General features: G+C 60.6%; 13 protein-coding genes. 3 read left to right on the top strand and 10 right to left on the bottom strand.

Translation table 11 applies throughout. The features are described from left to right. Positions 1-48: 48 nt before the first annotated feature. A complete protein-coding gene (locus tag ACR0BA_RS09010) occupies positions 49-2,343 on the bottom strand; it encodes an ATP-binding protein (protein ID WP_480727518.1) in 2,295 nt (764 codons plus the stop codon). Beyond that, a complete protein-coding gene (locus tag ACR0BA_RS09005) occupies positions 2,255-2,926 on the bottom strand; it encodes an adenylate/guanylate cyclase domain-containing protein (protein WP_480727516.1) in 672 nt (223 codons plus the stop codon). The genes ACR0BA_RS09010 and ACR0BA_RS09005 overlap by 89 nt, the downstream gene beginning before the upstream one ends. Before the next feature lie 151 nt (positions 2,927-3,077). Between ACR0BA_RS09005 and ACR0BA_RS09000 the strand changes: the two genes are divergently transcribed. Together ACR0BA_RS09000 and ACR0BA_RS08995 are read left to right on the top strand one after the other, a co-directional pair. Beyond that, on the top strand, positions 3,078-3,359 hold the full coding sequence (locus ACR0BA_RS09000) for an Os1348 family NHLP clan protein (protein WP_170341400.1): 282 nt from the start codon (positions 3,078-3,080) through the stop codon (positions 3,357-3,359). 6 nt (positions 3,360-3,365) lie between these two features. Then, the gene (locus ACR0BA_RS08995) at positions 3,366-5,333 is read left to right on the top strand and encodes a RiPP maturation radical SAM C-methyltransferase (RefSeq protein WP_480727515.1); all 1,968 of its coding nucleotides are present in this window, start codon (positions 3,366-3,368) and stop codon (positions 5,331-5,333) included. Between the two features lie 43 nt (positions 5,334-5,376). Here the strand turns inward: ACR0BA_RS08995 and ACR0BA_RS08990 are convergent, their stop codons facing one another. The 7 genes from ACR0BA_RS08990 to ACR0BA_RS08960 all read right to left on the bottom strand — a co-directional run bounded on the left by ACR0BA_RS08990 (position 5,377) and on the right by ACR0BA_RS08960 (position 13,252). Next, positions 5,377-6,522 (bottom strand): iron-containing alcohol dehydrogenase, encoded by a 1,146-nt coding sequence (locus ACR0BA_RS08990; protein WP_480727514.1) that lies wholly within the window; start codon positions 6,520-6,522, stop codon positions 5,377-5,379. Positions 6,523-6,588: 66 nt separating this feature from the next. Then, entirely contained in the window at positions 6,589-7,971 is a 1,383-nt protein-coding gene (locus ACR0BA_RS08985; RefSeq protein ID WP_480727513.1) for an aldehyde dehydrogenase family protein, read from the bottom strand. Between the two features lie 94 nt (positions 7,972-8,065). Next, entirely contained in the window at positions 8,066-9,418 is a 1,353-nt protein-coding gene (locus ACR0BA_RS08980; RefSeq protein WP_480727511.1) for a glutamine synthetase family protein, read from the bottom strand. A gap of 86 nt (positions 9,419-9,504) precedes the next feature. Next, on the bottom strand, positions 9,505-10,536 hold the full coding sequence (locus ACR0BA_RS08975) for a TRAP transporter substrate-binding protein (protein WP_093963096.1): 1,032 nt from the start codon (positions 10,534-10,536) through the stop codon (positions 9,505-9,507). A gap of 70 nt (positions 10,537-10,606) precedes the next feature. Beyond that, positions 10,607-11,932: a TRAP transporter large permease gene (locus ACR0BA_RS08970; RefSeq protein WP_170369364.1), complete on the bottom strand. Its 1,326-nt coding sequence runs from the start codon at positions 11,930-11,932 to the stop codon at positions 10,607-10,609. Then, positions 11,932-12,450 (bottom strand): TRAP transporter small permease subunit, encoded by a 519-nt coding sequence (locus ACR0BA_RS08965; protein ID WP_170365895.1) that lies wholly within the window; start codon positions 12,448-12,450, stop codon positions 11,932-11,934. The genes ACR0BA_RS08970 and ACR0BA_RS08965 overlap by 1 nt, the downstream gene beginning before the upstream one ends. Before the next feature lie 16 nt (positions 12,451-12,466). Next, entirely contained in the window at positions 12,467-13,252 is a 786-nt protein-coding gene (locus tag ACR0BA_RS08960) for an N-formylglutamate amidohydrolase (protein ID WP_170525855.1), read from the bottom strand. A gap of 104 nt (positions 13,253-13,356) precedes the next feature. Between ACR0BA_RS08960 and ACR0BA_RS08955 the strand changes: the two genes are divergently transcribed. Beyond that, positions 13,357-14,232 (top strand): MurR/RpiR family transcriptional regulator, encoded by an 876-nt coding sequence (locus ACR0BA_RS08955; protein WP_093963099.1) that lies wholly within the window; start codon positions 13,357-13,359, stop codon positions 14,230-14,232. A gap of 160 nt (positions 14,233-14,392) precedes the next feature. Here ACR0BA_RS08955 and ACR0BA_RS08950 read toward each other — a convergent pair whose 3' ends face one another. Further along, on the bottom strand, positions 14,393-16,432 hold the full coding sequence (locus ACR0BA_RS08950; RefSeq protein WP_480727509.1) for a dockerin type I domain-containing protein: 2,040 nt from the start codon (positions 16,430-16,432) through the stop codon (positions 14,393-14,395). Positions 16,433-16,453: the final 21 nt, after the last annotated feature.

The raw sequence follows: 16,453 nt of genomic DNA, 5'->3' as shown, positions 1-16,453 counted from the left end.
CTTAGCGCCAGAATGCGCAGTCGTTTCAGCCGAGGCTTTTTGGGGTGTTCAGATCTTAAACGCCCTCAATGCCTTGGATTGCTCGTGCTGAAAATACCCGTTGCGGTCACACAGGTCGTTCAAATCGGATTGCAGTTCCTTGGCCTCTTTCGTTCTGCCTTCCTGCACCAGAACCTGCACTTCGGCCGACAGCAGCCAGGCGACGAAGGCTTCCATCTCCATGTCACGCGCCAGTTCAAGACCTCGGTTCAGGACCAGCCGGGCATCCGGAAGTTCACCCAACACCGACTGCACCCGAGCCAGGGGAGCCGCTGCGAAACAGCACAAAACATCGATTCCAGCATCGTCCGACACGCGCAAGGCGCGGCGCAACGCAATGGCGGCGTCAGCCGGTTCATTTCGCTGCCAGCACCAGATCCCCCGCGCGATCAGCGCAAAACTCAGGTCATAGGCCTTGCCGGTTTCTTCGGCGATCGACAGCACCTCGCGGATACCTGCATCCGCTTCGTCAAACCGATGCATCATGCTGTTGGCGTTGGCACGGGTTGCAAGCCCGAGCACCGAAATCGACCCGGTGGTGCCCGCTTCGGCCACACGGAACACCGTCTGGAACAGATCCGCATGTTGATCGATCGCCGACCGTGCTGCCGCGAAGTTGCCGTGAAACCACGCAGCCTGGGCCAGTGCAAAGGCCGCGTTTGCCTGCAGGCGCGGATCTTCGGCGTCGGTTGCGGTTCGCAGCGCGCGCTCAGACACCTCCATTGCTTGCCGCACATCCGCCAAGATCGTCAGCATGATCGCCTGGTCGACCTGAAACGCAACGCGCGCGGATGTGTCCCCCAACGCGTCGGACAAGGCTTCCGCCTCGCGTGAGATGGTCAGGATGCGGTTGAAGTTGCCGCTGGCGACCAGCGAAACGCGCAGACCGCGTCGGGCGCGTAGCCCGAGGTCAACAGCCACCTGGTTACCGGTCCGCTTTTGAACTTGGTCGATGCACCGCAGGGCGTTTTCGAAATATGAGACGGCGGCCTCGAATGAAAACAGCTTGATCGACATCTCGCCGCACCGCGTATAAGCCTCGGCAGCCTCCAGCCAAAACTCGCCTTTGTCCGCGTGACGGGCGATGGACTGTGCCACGTCCAGATCGTCGGATGTGCCGCGGCTCAGCAGAGTTTCATAGATCGCACGGTGCAGCCTTGCGCGGCGCTGGCGTGGAATACTGCGATACCCAACCTTCTGCACCAACGCATGACTGAACCGCAGCTGCTGGCCGTCCTGAGATTCCGGCAGTTCAAGAAAACCGCGTTCCACCAAGGTCGAAATCTGGGCTTTGGCGTCGAAGCCCAGCCGTTGAAGCGTGTCGGCGAGAACGCCCCACGTCCACTGCAACCCGCCGACGGCAACCAGCTGCAGAGCTTTGCGGTCCTCGCTTTGCAGGGCATCAATCCGGGAGGCGATCAACGGTTGAACCCGGGCGGGGATCTCGATGTCGCCCAGGCTGTCCATCGCTCCGTCCTTGAACCCGGCTTGCGACATGCGGTCCCGCATGTGGTGGGCAAATTCTTCAACGAAAAGCGGTGTGCGGCCGCTCATGGCTTCGATGTATGAGCCCAACTGACCATCGATGTCGCTCTGGCCCAGCAAGCGCGTGATCAGGTCCTTGCAGGCCGCCTCGCCCAGCGGGGCGACCGGAACGACCTTGAGCAAGCCCATCGGGTCGTTCGTGAACAGGTTCGCGTTGCGCGATGTCAGGAGGATCAGAACATTCGTTCCCCGCACCTGCCCCAGCAGGTTGTCGATGACGTCCAGAGTCCCCTGGTCGGCCCAATGCAAATCCTCGAACAACAGAAGCAGGGGCTTGTCCTGCTTCATCGACAGAACCAGCCGCGACAGCATCTGGTTCAATTGCCTCCGTCGGCGAGACGGATCTACAGCCGAAAGCGCCGGTTCCGTTTGGAAACGGCTGAACAGTGAATACAGGGCCGATCGGGTATGCGCATCCAGGAACTTGGTCCCGCCCAGAACCTCGGACAGCTTTTGGTCCAGTTCGGCATCGGATTTGGTGTCCGACAGTCCCAAACGGGCATTGATCACGCGGGTGATCGGCAGATACGCAGCTTCCTGATCCAGCGAAAAGCAGTTGAACTCCAGAACCTGGTGCGCGCCCAGGGGCCAGTTCTCGACCAGCTCATGCAGCAGCCTGGATTTGCCGACGCCAGCCGCCCCCAGCAACAGAACCGAATTGCCCTTGCCGTCACGCGCCTGGTTCCACGCCGCAACAAGCTCGGCCAGTTCCCTTTCGCGCCCGACAAATGGCGACCGTTCGCGACGCGCCCGCGCCATCCAGCGCGACACCTGTTCTTTGCGGCCGGTGATTTCGAACAGCTTGATCGGACTCGCCCCCCCCGTCCAGCTCGAGATCGCCCACATGTGTATGGTCGAACAGATCACCGGCATTCTCCAAAACCTGACCGGAAACCGTGACCACGTTCTTTCTGGCGGCGGCCTCGATCTTGCTGGCGATGTTCATGACCGGTCCTAGAAAGGCCTGCTCTTCCCCGAGGGTGTGTTGCAACTGGCCCACCAGTAGTTCGCCGGAATGAACGCCAACCCGCACATCCAACTGCCGATCGTCCAGCTTGCCGATGCGGTCGATGATCCGCTGGGCGCTGGCTATTGCCTTGACCGCGTGATCCTCGTCCGCGTTCGGTGATCCAAAAACCGCGAGCGCGCCATCGCCGGTGAACAACGTGGTTGCGCCAAACTTTTCGCAGATCGACATGATCAGTTCGATGGCAGGGCCCAGATGGCTGACGGCGTCTTCGGGATCCAAACTGCCGATCATCATGGTCGAACGAACAATGTCGGCGAACAGAACCGTGCACATTCTGCGCTCGGTCGGTTCGATCTGGACCTGTTTCCTCATGTTCAAGCGCCCCCCGACTGCCCGAGTTCAGTATGTCGCTGATCCCGACCTTTTTCCAGACACCACGCAAGGGTGGCGCGGACCATCCACGGCATTGATATTGAGTAAAAAAACTATTAACAATTGGCCTTGTATTGCGAAAGGAACAATTATGAGTGACCACCATACTCGGGGTTTGACCCTGGAAGATGTTCAGCAGATCATTGGCCGCGGCATCCTTGACGAGGCCTTTCGAAAAGAATTCATCGACAATCCCGAAGGCGTAGTAAACCGCTTGGGAATCTCGCTCGATCAGGATGGCGAGGCGCGCAAGCTGTTGGCCGCGATTGGGAACGTCTTTTCCGGTGAATCCGACCTGAAGTCGGCGATGCAAGACATCAAGAATGCCTACGAAGATACGTCCGACGGTGTGATCCGGCCCCGCTGCGCGTAACTTCGCATGAGCGAAAGCGCGGCCGTCTCCAGTCACGACCAAGGCACAGCCCTGCATCAGCTGTGTCTGGTGTCCATGCCGTTTTCTTCTCTGCAACATCCCGGGCTTGGGATGTCTCTTCTCGCGCAGCTGGCGCGGGACAACGGCTTTGCGACGACCGAGAAGTACTTCAGCTTCGACTATGCCGAGGCGATCGGCCTCGATGAGTATTTCATGCTGTCTGATGGCCGCTGCTATCAGGCGCTGCTGGGTGAATGGATATTCAGCGATCTGATCTATCCGCGCAGCGATCTGGACGCGATGGACTACCTGACCACGGTGCTTGGTGACTATGTGTCCGGAGTCGAGTGGCTGGCGTTCATGCAAAACGCCATTGCCGCCCGAAAGCAGGCCGGAGCATTCGTCGAACGTTGCGCCGATGCGGTGATGGAACAGAACCCGACCGTGATCGGGATTACGTCTTCGTTCCAACAGGTCATGGCCTCGATCGCACTGGCCCGGGCTGTGCGGAAACGGTCAACCGACGTGATCATCGTCATGGGCGGAGCAAACTGCGAGGGGCCGCTCGGGCGCGCGCTTTTGAAGGCGCATCCTGAATTGGACGCGGTCTGCATTGGCGAAGGCGACCATGCCTTTCCCGAGTTTCTGAAAGCCTTGGGACCCAGCAGACCCTTGCCTGTGGTCGAGGGGTTTCTGAACCGGAGCCAATTGGATAACCCGCTGGAGGAGTCTCGACCGCGCCTGACCACGGATCTGGACACGCTGCCTATCCCGGACTTCAACGCCTTCTTTGAACAATTTCAAAGCACTACGGGGCTATCAGCGCGCCTTGTGCCATCGGCGACGATTGAAACATCGCGCGGCTGCTGGTGGGGAGCGAAACACCATTGCACTTTCTGCGGGCTGAACGGCCAATCGATGACCTACCGGAGCAAGTCAGCCGAGCGGGCTTATGCCGAATTCTGCACGCTTGCCGATCTCTATGGCCCGGATCTTGTCGTGGTCGACAACATTCTGGATCACCGCTACCTCAAGACCCTGATCCCGAAACTTGCGCAGGACACGAGACCATTCCTGATGCATTACGAGGTCAAATCAAACCTTTCGCCGACCGTGATCGCCCGTATGGCCGACGCCGGCGTTCGAAAGATCCAGCCGGGGATCGAGACCTTCGATACTCCGACCCTTGCGCATATGAGGAAAGGGGTCAGCGGAATTCAGAACATCCAGACGCTGAAGCTGTGTGCCGAGGCCGGAGTTTTTGTCGAGTGGTGTTTCCTCTACGGGTTTCCCGGTGAAAGCCCCGAGGCCTTCGAACGGATGGCAAAGCTTATTCCGCTGCTGCATCACCTGCAACCACCCGGCTCGATTGGACCCGTGCGAGCGGACCGGTTCAGCCCGTATTTTGAACACCCCGAGGCATTTGGGGTCGAGGTCGAACCAGCGAAGCCGTATTCCTTCATATTCGACCTGCCGCCCGAAGAAGTCTGGAATTTCGCCTACCATTTCGACATCGTCGACAACGGTCCAAGCCCGCCAGCGCAGCGCGCGGCGTCGACGCTGGATGCTCTTTCTGCATGGCAAAGCGAGGCCGGTACGTCAGCCCTCTACGTCGAGGGCAACACGGTGATCGACCGGCGAGCGTCAGGCAAACGCGTTGTTCACCAATTGGACGATGCGGCTCGGGCCATCCTTGACCTGAGCCCAGTGATCATCGGCAGGGCGCTTCTTGGTGATCAGGTATCCGACTTGTACGGGGTGGACGCTTTTGACTCTGCGATGGACCGCCTTGAGAAGCTTGGGCTGATTTATGTCGAGGACAAATCCGTGCTGTCCCTGGCCCTCAGATCGCCTGGCTTCCAGCGGGCGCCGACCTGGTCCGAGATCCGCAATGAGCCAGAACGTGCTTTCGCCGCTCAATTTCCCGCAGAATTCGCAAGTGAACAGGTAGCGGGACCACAACCCGCGGAATGAGACCGGACCCGGAGCGTATCAATTCCCCGGATCCGACTAACACTTATAGAGCGGCCCTGAACAATCCGGTCAGGTTTTCCTCGGTCAACTCGATGGGGTTGCCACCGCACGAGGGGTCGATGATCGCACCCTTGACCAGCTCCGGGATCGCATCCTCGGTCACGCCCAGATCGGACAGCTTGCGCGGGATGCCCAGCGAGTCGTTGAATTCCTGCACAAAGGCCCTGAACCCGTCGAACCCGCCCGAAATGCCCAGATAGGCTGCGGCTGCTTCGAACCGGTCGGCAATTACAGGCGCATTGAACTCCAGAACCGCAGGCATGCAGACCGCGTTGGTGGTGCCGTGATGGGTGTTGAACACCGCGCCGATCGGGTGGCTCATGGCGTGGATCGCGCCCAGCCCCTTCTGGAAAGCCGTTGCACCCATGGCGGCCGCGCTCATCATCTGGGCGCGGGCGTCGATGTCGGTGCCGTCCGCATAGGCGCGCGGCAGGTACTCCTTGACCAGCCGCATCCCTTCCAGCGCGATGCCCTGGCTCATCGGGTGGTAATGCGGGCTGGAATAGGCCTCGACACAATGCGCGAACGCATCCAGTCCGGTCCCGGCGGTGATGAATTTCGGCATGCCCACGGTCAGTTCAGGGTCGCAGATCACCACGGTCGGCAGCACCTTGGGGTGGAAGATGATCTTCTTGGCATGGGTTTCCGAGTTGGTGATGACGCTGGCGCGGCCGACTTCCGAGCCGGTGCCAGCCGTCGTCGGTACCGCGATGATCGGCGCGATCGCATCGGCATCCGCGCGGGTCCACCAATCGCCAATGTCCTCGAAATCCCAGACCGGGCGAGTCTGACCGGCCATGAAGGCAACCATCTTGCCCAGATCCAGCCCCGAACCACCGCCAAACGCGATCACACCGTCATGTTCACCCGCCTTGTAGGCGGCCACACCGGCCTCGAGGTTCTTTTCATTCGGGTTCGGATCGACCTCGCTGAACAGGCCCCGGCCCAGCCCGGCGGCCTCAAGAATGTCTAGCGTCGCGGCGGTGATCGGCAGATCGGCAAGGCCGCGGTCGGTCACCAGCAGCGGGCGCTTGATCCCAGCCGCCGCGCAGGCCTCGGGCAGTTCCTTGATGCGGCCCGCGCCGAATTTTATCGTGGTCGGATAGGACCAGTTTCCAACAAGACTCATGTCAGCTTTCCTTGTGTCTAAGGCCTGCCCCGGCGAGGGGGTCGGTCCGGGGCAGGCAAATCGTCCTCAGCCCGTCACCTTTTTCAGGTGGTAGGATTTGGGACGTGTCAGGTTGTGATATCCGATGATCGACAGGCCGCCGCCACGACCGGTATTCTTGCAGCCGGTCCAGCACAGACCCGGGTCCAGATAGTCGGCCCGGTTCATGAACACGGTTCCGGTTTCGATCCGGTCTCCGATGCGTTCGGCCCGCGCCACATCGCGCGTCCACAGCGAGGCGGTCAGGCCAAATTCGCTGTCGTTCATCAAGGCAATGGCCTCGTCATCCGAAGACACCTTCATGATCCCCACGACCGGGCCGAAGCTTTCGTCGCGCATCACGCGCATGTCGTGCGTGACGTTGGTCAGGATCTGCGGCGTCAGATAGGCGCCGCCGTCATCTCCGGCAAAGGTCTCGATATGCGCCACTGCACCGGCGGCCACGGCCTCGGCGATCTGGGCGCGCACCTCGTCGGCAAAACGCACGTTGGCCATCGGCCCCAGCGTCGTCTCCAGATCCAGCGGGTTGCCCAGCTTGTAGCCCCTGACGATCTCGACCGCCTTGGCGACGAAATCGTCATACAGGCTTTCGTGCACATAGATCCGCTCGATCCCGCAGCAGCACTGGCCCGAGTTGAACATGGCCCCGTCGATCAGCGTGTCGACCGCCGCGTCCAGATCGGCGTCCTCCATGACATAGCCCGGGTCCTTGCCCCCCAACTCGGTGCTGACGGGGGTAAAGGTACCGGCCGCCGCCCGCTCCATCGCCTGCCCTCCGGCGACCGAGCCGGTGAAATTCACGAAATCGAACGCCTTGCCGGCAATCAGATCGTTGGTCACGTCATGGCTCAGGAACAGGTTCTGGAACACGTCCTCGGGCACGCCAGCCGAGTGGAAGGCCCGCGCCATCCGCTCGCCCACCAACAAGGTCTGCGTGGCATGTTTCAGCACAACCGTATTGCCCGCGATCAAGGCCGGCGCCACAGTGTTGATCGCCGTCATGTACGGATAGTTCCAGGGCGCCACGACGAACACCACGCCATGCGGCACGCGCTTGATGTAGCGCTTGAACGTCTCGTCCTCGCCCACGGCGATATCAGCCAGCGCATCGCGCGCAATGCCCGCCATATAGGTCGCGCGTTCGTTGAAACCGCCGAACTCGCCACCATAGCGCACCGGCCGGCCCATCATCCGCGCCAGTTCCGGCACGATCTCGTCATTCATCGCACCCACGGCCGCAACTCCGGCCATCACCAGATCGATCCGCTCTTGCGGGGGCCGCGCTGCCCAATCCGCCTGCGCCGCCCGCGCCCGACCCGCTGCGGCGAATGCCGCGTCACGATCCAGCGTGTCCCGCTCGGCAAACACCGATCCGTCGATCGGCGAGATACATTTCAACACCTGACCCATTGGTCACTCCATCCTAAAGAAAAGCAGGCCCGCTGCTTCATCTGGCCAAAAATATCCCGGGGAGCGTGAGGGGCTGGCCCCTCACATCCGCCCTCTACGCCCGCTCGAACCCGCGGGCAATCTCCCAATCGGTCACCACGCGCTCGAATTCTTCGATCTCTACCTCGGCGGCACGTACATAGTGATCCACCACGTCATCGCCCATGGCCGCCCGCAGCATGGTCGAGCCATGCAATGCATTCCGCGCCGCGCGCAGGTTACCCGGAATCATGCCCGTATCCCCCTGATAGACGTCGCCCTTGGTCGGCGGCTGCAGCTCCAGCCCTTCCTCGATGCCCGCAATCCCGGCGGCCAGCATGCCCGCGATGGCCAGATAGGGGTTCATGTCCGAACCCGGAATCCGGCATTCCACGCGCACCGCCTTGGTGCCATCGCCACACAGCCGGAACCCCGCGGTGCGGTTGTCCACCGACCAGATGATCCGGGTGGGCGCAAAGGTGCCCTTCATGAACCGCTTGTAGCTGTTGATGTAGGGCGCCATGAAACAGGTGTAATCGGGCGCGTATTTCAGCAGGCCCGCCATGTAGTTTTTCATCAGGTCAGACATGCCCAGCGGATCGGCCTTGTCAAAAAATGCCGGTTGCCCGTCCGCCCACAGCGACTGATGGACATGTGACGAACTCCCGACCCGGTCGTGATGCCATTTCGGCAGGAAGGTCGCCGCATGGCCGCGCTGCCACGCGATCTCCTTGACCGCGTTTTTGGCGATCGAGTGATACTCGGCCGTCTGCATGGCCGGGGCGTATTTGATGTTCAGTTCTTCCTGCCCGGCCTCGGCCTCGCCCTTGGAGTTTTCGACCGGAATGCCCGCATCCCACAGGTGATTGCGGATCGGCCGCATCACATGCTCTTCCTTGGTGGTCTGCAGGATGTGGTAATCCTCGTTGTAGCCCGAGATCGGTTCCAGATCGCGGAAACCTTCCTTGCGTATCTGGTCAAAGCTCTTCTCGAACAGGAAAAACTCCAGCTCGGTGGCGCACATCGCGTCATAGCCCATGGCCTTCAGCCGGTTGACCTGCTTCTTTAAAATAGACCGAGGCGCGTGTGGAACCTCTTCATGCGTGTGGTGATCCAGCACGTCGCACATCACCATCACCGTGCCCTCCAGCCACGGCACCGGGCGCAGGGTGCTGAGGTCGGGCTTCATGACATAGTCGCCATAGCCGCGCTCCCAGCTGGTCGAGGCATAGCCATCCGGCGTCGCCATCTCGAGATCGGTGGCCAGCAGGTAATTGCAGCAATGGGTTTCTTCCCAAGCCCCGGCCACGAAATGGCCCGCGTGGAATCGTTTGCCCATCAAGCGGCCCTGCATGTCCACCATGCAGACCAGAACCGTATCGACCGAGCCTTCGGCAACCTGGGTCTTGAGCGTGTCGAAGTTGAGCATGAGCCACCTATTTCTGCGCCGGCGCCACCTGCCGGACTGACGTTTGCATCGGCCTGCCCCCGGTATGAGGGCAGGCCGGTTTCACCTTAGCCGTACCGGTAGGGACGGCCAGCCTTTTGCATGTCGGCATTGTACTTCTTGATGATCTCGACAACCTTGGCCTTGGTCTCGGACTCGGCTGCAATCTCATCCCAGAAGGCCACTGCGGCGGCTTCGACCTGCGCCCATTCTTCATCCGGGATCGAGGTCAGCTTCATCTTGTCACCATTCACGCGCAGCGATGCCTCGCCGCCCCAATACCACCACTGACGGTAGTAGTGCGACTGGTCGGTGCAGACGCGGAACAGGGTCTGCAGATCTTCGGGCAGTTCGTTCCAACGGTCCATGTTGGCAAAGAACGACCCTGCCCAGGCGCCCGAGATGTTGTTGGTCAGGAAGTAGTTGGTCACATCCGCCCAGCCGACGGTGTAGTCCTCAGTGATGCCCGACCAGGCGATGCCGTCCAGCTCGCCGGTCTGCACGGCGACCTCGATGTCCTCCCACGGCAAGGTCACCGGGACCACGCCGAACTGCGACAGGAACCGGCCCGCCGTCGGGAAGGTGAACACCCGCTTGCCCTGAAGGTCCGCCAGGCTGTTGATCGGGTCCTTGGTGGCGAAATGGCACGGATCCCACGCACCGGCCGAGATGTGCTTGACGCCCACCTTGGAATACTCTTCGTCCCATATCTCGTTCAGACCGTACTGGTTGAACAGGACGGGAACATCCAGCGAATAGCGCGACGCAAACGGGAAATAGCCGCCGAACACGGTTACTTCGGTGGGCGAGGCCATTGAGTCGTCATCCGACTGCACCGCGTCGATCGTGCCGCGCTGCATGGCGCGGAACAGCTCGCCCGTGGGCACCAGCTGGTCGGCATAGAACAGCTCGATCTGCATCCGGTCGCCGGCGATCTGGTTGAACATCTTGATGGCCGGGTCGATCACATGCTCGGCCAGCGCGGGGCCGGCATAGGTCTGCATGCGCCAGCGGATCGTGGATTGCGCAAGCGCCGGGGTGGCCAGCGCGGCTGCCGGGGCCGCGGCGGCCCCTTTCAGGAATGTGCGTCTGTTCGTCATCTTCTCTCTCCGTTGTCGGTTTCGATGGGCGAGAGACCAACCTCTCGCATGTGCCCCGGTATGTCCGGGGTCATTTGTTGTAGATGTAGTCGGGCAGCCACAGCGCGATCTGCGGGAAGGTCATGATGATGGCCAGCGCCAGCGTCATCACCATCACGAAGGGCAGGATCGAGCCGTAGATGTCGCGCAGCGAAATCTCGGGCGGGGCCATCGCCCGCATCAGGAACAGGTTATAGCCGAAGGGCGGCGTCATATAAGCGATCTGCGTGGTGATCGTGTACAGCACCCCGTACCAGATCAGGTCAAAGCCCAGTTCCCCCACCAGCGGCACATAGAGCGGCGCCACGATCACCAGCATCGCGGTGTCGTCCAGGAAGGTGCCCATCAGGATGAAGCTCAACTGCATCAGGATCAGGATCACCCAGGGGTTCAGACCCAGCCGTTCGGTGAACAGGGTCTCGATCGCGCGCACGGCGCCCAGCCCATCGAACACCGCACCAAAGGCCAGCGCGGCCAGGATGATCCACATGAACATGCAGGTGATGCCCAGGGTCGAGCGCACCGAGACCTCGAACACCTTGCGCGTCATCCGCCCTTTCAGCACGGCGGCGGCAAAAGCCGTCAGCGCGCCGATGGCAGAGCTTTCGACCAGCGAGGTCCAGCCATTGACGAAGGGCACCATCATCGCCGCGAAAATCGCCAGCGGCAGCAGTCCCGCGCGCAGCAGACGCAACTTTTCCGCCATCGGCACGTCGCGCTCTTCCTTCGACAGAGCCGGGCCAAGCTCGGGGTTTATCCGGCAGCGAATCACGATGTACAGGATGAACATCCCAGCCATCATCAAACCCGGCAGGATGCCCGCCAGCCACAGCTGACCCACCGGTTGACGCGCGATCATCGCATAAAGAACCAGCACCACCGACGGCGGCACGAGAATGCCCAGAGATGACCCGGCCTGGATCACCCCGGTCACCATCTTCTTGTCATAACCGCGTTTAAGAAGCTCGGGCAGCGCGATGGTGGCCCCGATCGCCATGCCTGCCACGCTCAGCCCGTTCATCGCCGAAATCAACACCATCAGCCCGATCGTTCCGATGGCCAGCCCGCCATTCAGTCCACCCATCCAGACATGAAACATCTTGTACAGGTCGTCAGCGATTTTGGACTCGGCCAGAACATATCCCATGAAGATGAACATCGGCAGCGTCAGCAGCGGGTACCATTTCATCAGCTTCATCGCGGCCGAAAACCCGATGTCATAGCCGCCGCGGTCGCCCCATAGCAGCAGCGCCGCCACCACGGCCACGAAACCGATGGCACCGAACACGCGCTGACCGGTCAGCAGCATCAGCATCATGGTCGAGAACATCAGGATGGCGATCAACTCATACGACATCAGATCACCTCGCGCGGGATGTCATCGCCCTTGAGGCGCAGAATATCTTTGAACAGTTCGGAAATGGCCTGCAGCAGCATCAGGATCAGCCCCACGACCATGATCACCTTGATCGGCCACAGATAGGGGCGCCACGCGGTCGGGCTGCGCTCGCCATATTGCAAGGAATAGCTGAGCGAGTCGAACCCGCCATAGATCATCACGCCGAGGTAGAAGATCAGGAACAGAACGGTGATGGCATCGGTCCAGGCCCGGCGCCGGTGCGACCATTCGCTGTAGAGAAGGTCCATCCGCACGTTCGAGCCCATCTGGATCGAATACGGCCCGCCCAGGATGTAATAGGCGACCATCGCAAACTGCGCGACTTCGAGCGTCCAGAGCGACGGAAGGAAAAAGGTCTTCGAGATCGACGACCACAGCAGGATGCCCATCATCACGAAGATGCCGTACATGACGACCCGCCCGATCCAGCGGTTCATGCGGTCGATGACCGCAATATATCCCCGCATGAAGCTCATACCTGCACCCCTGTCCTCATGTGTTCTGCCCTGCGTCGGAAAAGGTTTCGACCGTGGCGGCCAGTATTGGCGTCAATAGCCCCACGATCCGATTGACCCCGGTCGGCGTGTCGATCAGATCATTGCGGATCTCGATCATCACGTTGGGCAAGCCCCGCGCGATACCGTGCTCGCGCAGGGTGTGCGTGACACCATCCTCTGGCGAATAGGGTTCGTTCAACGCCACTCTCAGCCCGCAATGCGCTGCATGGTTCAGCATGACCTGAGCCGCACGGTCATCAGAGTCATGCAAAATCCCCAGTTCGACCGCCCGGGTCTTGCCGTTGTAGATTGGTGTGAAACTGTGGATCGTAATCAGAACAGGCGGTTCTGGGCGGCGGTCCAGCGTTTGCGACAAGAGACCCCGGAACGGTTTATAAATGTCGCGAACTCGCTGGGCGCGCTGTTCCGCGGTCAGACCATGATTGCCTGGCACCGCGAACACCTCGCTGCGCGGCGGCATCGAGTCTTCCCGTTCGGGCGGACGATTGCAGTCATAGACCAGCCGACTGACCCGCGAGTGTACGAGAGGCGCATCCAGGGCGCCGGCCAGTTCAACTGCAACCTCCAGTGCCCCGATATCCCAGGCCGCGTGTGAACGGGCCGCCACGTCGTCCAACCCCAGCCCATCCAAAGCCGCAGGAATGAACCGGCTTGCGTGTTCGCACACCAGAACCGCGCGCGCCACGCCACGCGCGTTCAACACACGTGCGGCGGGCACTTCCAGCGGGGATAACAGAGATGACTCGGTCTTGGACTGCATGCGTAGCATTTGTTACAGCGGCCTTGAGCCTGTCAAGAAAATTTCTGTAGACAAAATTACAATCGCTCATATCCTGTAGCAAATTGAATAATATGAGGGCGCCGATGGCCTCTGTCGCCAAAACGGTCAAACAACGCATTCAGGACGAACTTGAAGGCCTGACCCGCTCGGAACGGCAGCTGGGATCGGTCCTGTTGCAGGATTATCCGATGGGTGGGCTGCAATCGATCACCAAGCTGGCCGCGGCGGCGCAGGTGTCCACCCCGACGGTCATTCGCATGGCGAGAAAACTGGGTTTCGATGGGTTCCCGGCGCTGCAGGAGGCGCTGCGTGAAGAAGTTGCGGCACAGATCCAAAAGCCGATCTCGAAACGCGACGCCTGGATCGTGGATGATGAAACCGAGCATCCGATCACGCGTTTTGCCCAAGCCGTTTGGACCAACATGCGCCACACACTGGAGCGGCTGGACAAGTCGATGTTCGACGCGGTAGCCCAGTTGCTGGCCGATACCGAGCGCCATCTGTATGTCGTGGGCGGCCGCATCACCCGCTCGAACGCCGACTATCTGTTCAACCACATGCAGATCATCCGGCCCAACGTGACGATGCTGGGCAACTCGGCCAACGTATGGCCGCAATACCTGCTGGACATGGACGAAAGCTCGGTTCTGGTCATCTTCGACATCCGCCGCTACGAGGCGCATCTGGAAAAGCTGGCGCAAGTTGCGTCCGATCGCGGGGTGACCGTCGTGCTATTCACCGACCAATGGGGGTCGCCCATCGGCAAATCGGCCAACTATACCTTTCACGCTCTGGTCGAAGCTCCATCAAGCTGGGATTCGACGATCGCCCTTCAACTCATTTCGGAAACCTTGATTGCGGAGGTTCAGGAGGCGCGCTGGGAAGAAAGCAAGGAGCGTATCGAGGAGTTGGAGCGCTATTTCTCGACCACACGGATCTTCCGCAGCCACGAGGCGTGACGAACGAACCATCGCCTGTGCGCCGGATTTTGGTTGGAAATGCCGCATCTGCTTGGTAGCCATTGGGCAATCTCTAAAAAACCGGGCTAGGCTGTTCTGCTAAGATTAGCCTATGTCTGCGCGGAAGCACGATACCTTTTGCGTTCCGCGAATAGCCAGTTCACACCGCCTCGAGATTCCCAAGCAGGATCGACGTCATGTCCACACTGAACATCCCATCCAGGGCGGTAACCGCAGCGCCGGTTTGATAGTCGACATTCGTGGGCGTGATTGAGGAAAGATCGGCGTTCTGATCCAGATAAACCCATTCCGGCTCGTGTGCGGTGGGCAACCCAACGGCAACCTGCAGGATCGCCAGGGCATCCAGTGCATTGACGGTGCCATCCCGGGTGATATCGGCCGCGATCAGGTTTTCGGGGGCTGCGGGTCCCCAGGTTGGTCCCAAACCGACCGCTATCCGCAAAACCTGTAGCGCATCCAGGGCCGTGATCTCTCCGCTGGCATGGGAATACGATTTGATGATGTCCACGTGACCCGACAACGAACCTGATGGCAAATCAAGATCGAATTGGCCCTGATCGTCGGCCTGTACCGATATCGGGCTGTTTCCAACTGGCGTGAACACGATCTCAGCATCGCTCAGCGCGGGGTTTGAACCGGAAGAATCTACCGTGACTGGACCCGTCACACCGGCCGAGGCCTCGGGCCCCGTGAGCACGCCAAAGTCAACAGGGATGTGATCCGGCCCCTCGAAACCGGACCCGAAGATTTCGGCGCTGGTGAGTGTGCCACCGTCGGCCGAAATTAGATCGACGGTTTCATCCATAAACTCAATCCGAGCCCCTTGTGCCGTTGACGTCACGGTCAGCTGCCCGGGGTCGCGCAACATCGGGTAGTCGAACAGATCCAACCGATCGGTTCCGGCCTCGAAATCCGTGATCGTCGTCAATCCACTGCCGAATCGCATAACGAAGATGTCCGCGCCGGAACCGCCCTGCATGGTGGTTTCACTGCGACCGGCAATCAGAATGTCGTCACCGGCACCGCCCTGCAAATCAGTGTCCAGAACGCCGGCGCTCAGCATGTCGTCCTGAGCGGTTCCAGTTACGATTCCATTCCCCTCGATGACATTGCCCAAGGAGTCCAAAGACACTGTCAGCTGGGTTAGCCCTGCATCCTGCTGCGATGCCACAAAGATCTGAAGGTCGTCGCCAACATGGGCCACCTCGATGGTCTCAACATTCTGAAGACCGCTATCCAGCGTATCCGCAAAGCTGTCCAGGTAGATCAGCTTGCCATCAGGGGTCATCGTCAGCAGGGTCACCCCGTCATCTCCGCCACCGGCAACGACAAAGACACGTCCATCGGCTTCGACGACCTTCATGTCCTGAACTGCGCCAAAACGGGTACCCAACGTGTCCAACGCATGATCCTGTGGAACCAGTGTTCCGTCTGCGCGCAGCTCCATCACACTGATGGAGCTGCTGCTGGACCCGGCTACCAGAACCCAGCTGTGTCCATACGCATCAACGGTTTCCAACGCTGTCGGAGAACTGATCCCAAGCGTTTGGGTTGCCGTGTTGTCCAATTCGATCAGCGTCCCGCTTCCCTGATCGGCGCTGAACACCCGGATCGCATTGTCGGCGGCATTGGCGGTGACGACATACTGGTTGCTGCCCACCGCCGCGGTCTGCATCGCCCCGGCATTACCCGCGACCGAGCCGACATGACTGAGCGAACCATTCGAGTTCACCACGTAGGTGCCGATGAGCCCACTGTCCTGATGGGCGACCGTCAGGTAGTCGACCGCCCCCACCGAGTATTGGACCAATGCGGTGACATCACCGCCGCCGGGAATCGCCGCCGTTTCCTGCAGCGCCCCGATCGTGCCATCGGTATTCAACTCGTACCCGACAAGGCCCGTGGCTGTATCGACGTCCAGTGCCAACAGATCGCTTGCGCCCAATGCGACCAGAGCACCAAGGCTGCCGACCTGCAGCGATATGGTGCCGCTGAAATACTGATCGTCGTGGAATTGCGGAGCCCCACCATCCACAAGCTGCCAGACCACGATGCCGCCGCCAGCCCGGGTCGTGCTGTACAGATACGAAACACCGTTAAACGTTTTTAAAGCCGTATCGCCGATACCTGAATCGAGCGCCGGACTCCCCGTTGCAACCACTCTTTCGAACTGAAGCATCAACTCAGATCACCCCCAATG

It is taken from the genome of Ruegeria sp. CI5 (assembly GCF_056536885.1).
The sequence above is the reverse complement of the archived record's forward strand: the minus strand, read 5'-3'. Positions and strand labels throughout refer to the sequence as shown.

Excerpts from the sequence above, each read along its gene's own strand:
- ACR0BA_RS08950 (WP_480727509.1), bottom strand. The coding sequence starts at position 16,432 with ATGCTTCAGTTCGAAAGAGTGGTTGCAACGGGGAGTCCGGCGCTCGAT.
- ACR0BA_RS08960 (WP_170525855.1), bottom strand. The coding sequence starts at position 13,252 with ATGCAGTCCAAGACCGAGTCATCTCTGTTATCCCCGCTGGAAGTGCCC.
- ACR0BA_RS08965 (WP_170365895.1), bottom strand. The coding sequence starts at position 12,450 with ATGAGCTTCATGCGGGGATATATTGCGGTCATCGACCGCATGAACCGC.
- ACR0BA_RS08975 (WP_093963096.1), bottom strand. The coding sequence starts at position 10,536 with ATGACGAACAGACGCACATTCCTGAAAGGGGCCGCCGCGGCCCCGGCA.
- ACR0BA_RS08970 (WP_170369364.1), bottom strand. The coding sequence starts at position 11,932 with ATGTCGTATGAGTTGATCGCCATCCTGATGTTCTCGACCATGATGCTG.
- ACR0BA_RS09010 (WP_480727518.1), bottom strand. The coding sequence starts at position 2,343 with ATGGCGCGGGCGCGTCGCGAACGGTCGCCATTTGTCGGGCGCGAAAGG.
- ACR0BA_RS08990 (WP_480727514.1), bottom strand. The coding sequence starts at position 6,522 with ATGAGTCTTGTTGGAAACTGGTCCTATCCGACCACGATAAAATTCGGC.
- ACR0BA_RS08985 (WP_480727513.1), bottom strand. The coding sequence starts at position 7,971 with ATGGGTCAGGTGTTGAAATGTATCTCGCCGATCGACGGATCGGTGTTT.
- ACR0BA_RS08995 (WP_480727515.1), top strand. The coding sequence starts at position 3,366 with ATGAGCGAAAGCGCGGCCGTCTCCAGTCACGACCAAGGCACAGCCCTG.
- ACR0BA_RS09000 (WP_170341400.1), top strand. The coding sequence starts at position 3,078 with ATGAGTGACCACCATACTCGGGGTTTGACCCTGGAAGATGTTCAGCAG.
- ACR0BA_RS08955 (WP_093963099.1), top strand. The coding sequence starts at position 13,357 with ATGGCCTCTGTCGCCAAAACGGTCAAACAACGCATTCAGGACGAACTT.
- ACR0BA_RS09005 (WP_480727516.1), bottom strand. The coding sequence starts at position 2,926 with ATGAGGAAACAGGTCCAGATCGAACCGACCGAGCGCAGAATGTGCACG.
- ACR0BA_RS08980 (WP_480727511.1), bottom strand. The coding sequence starts at position 9,418 with ATGCTCAACTTCGACACGCTCAAGACCCAGGTTGCCGAAGGCTCGGTC.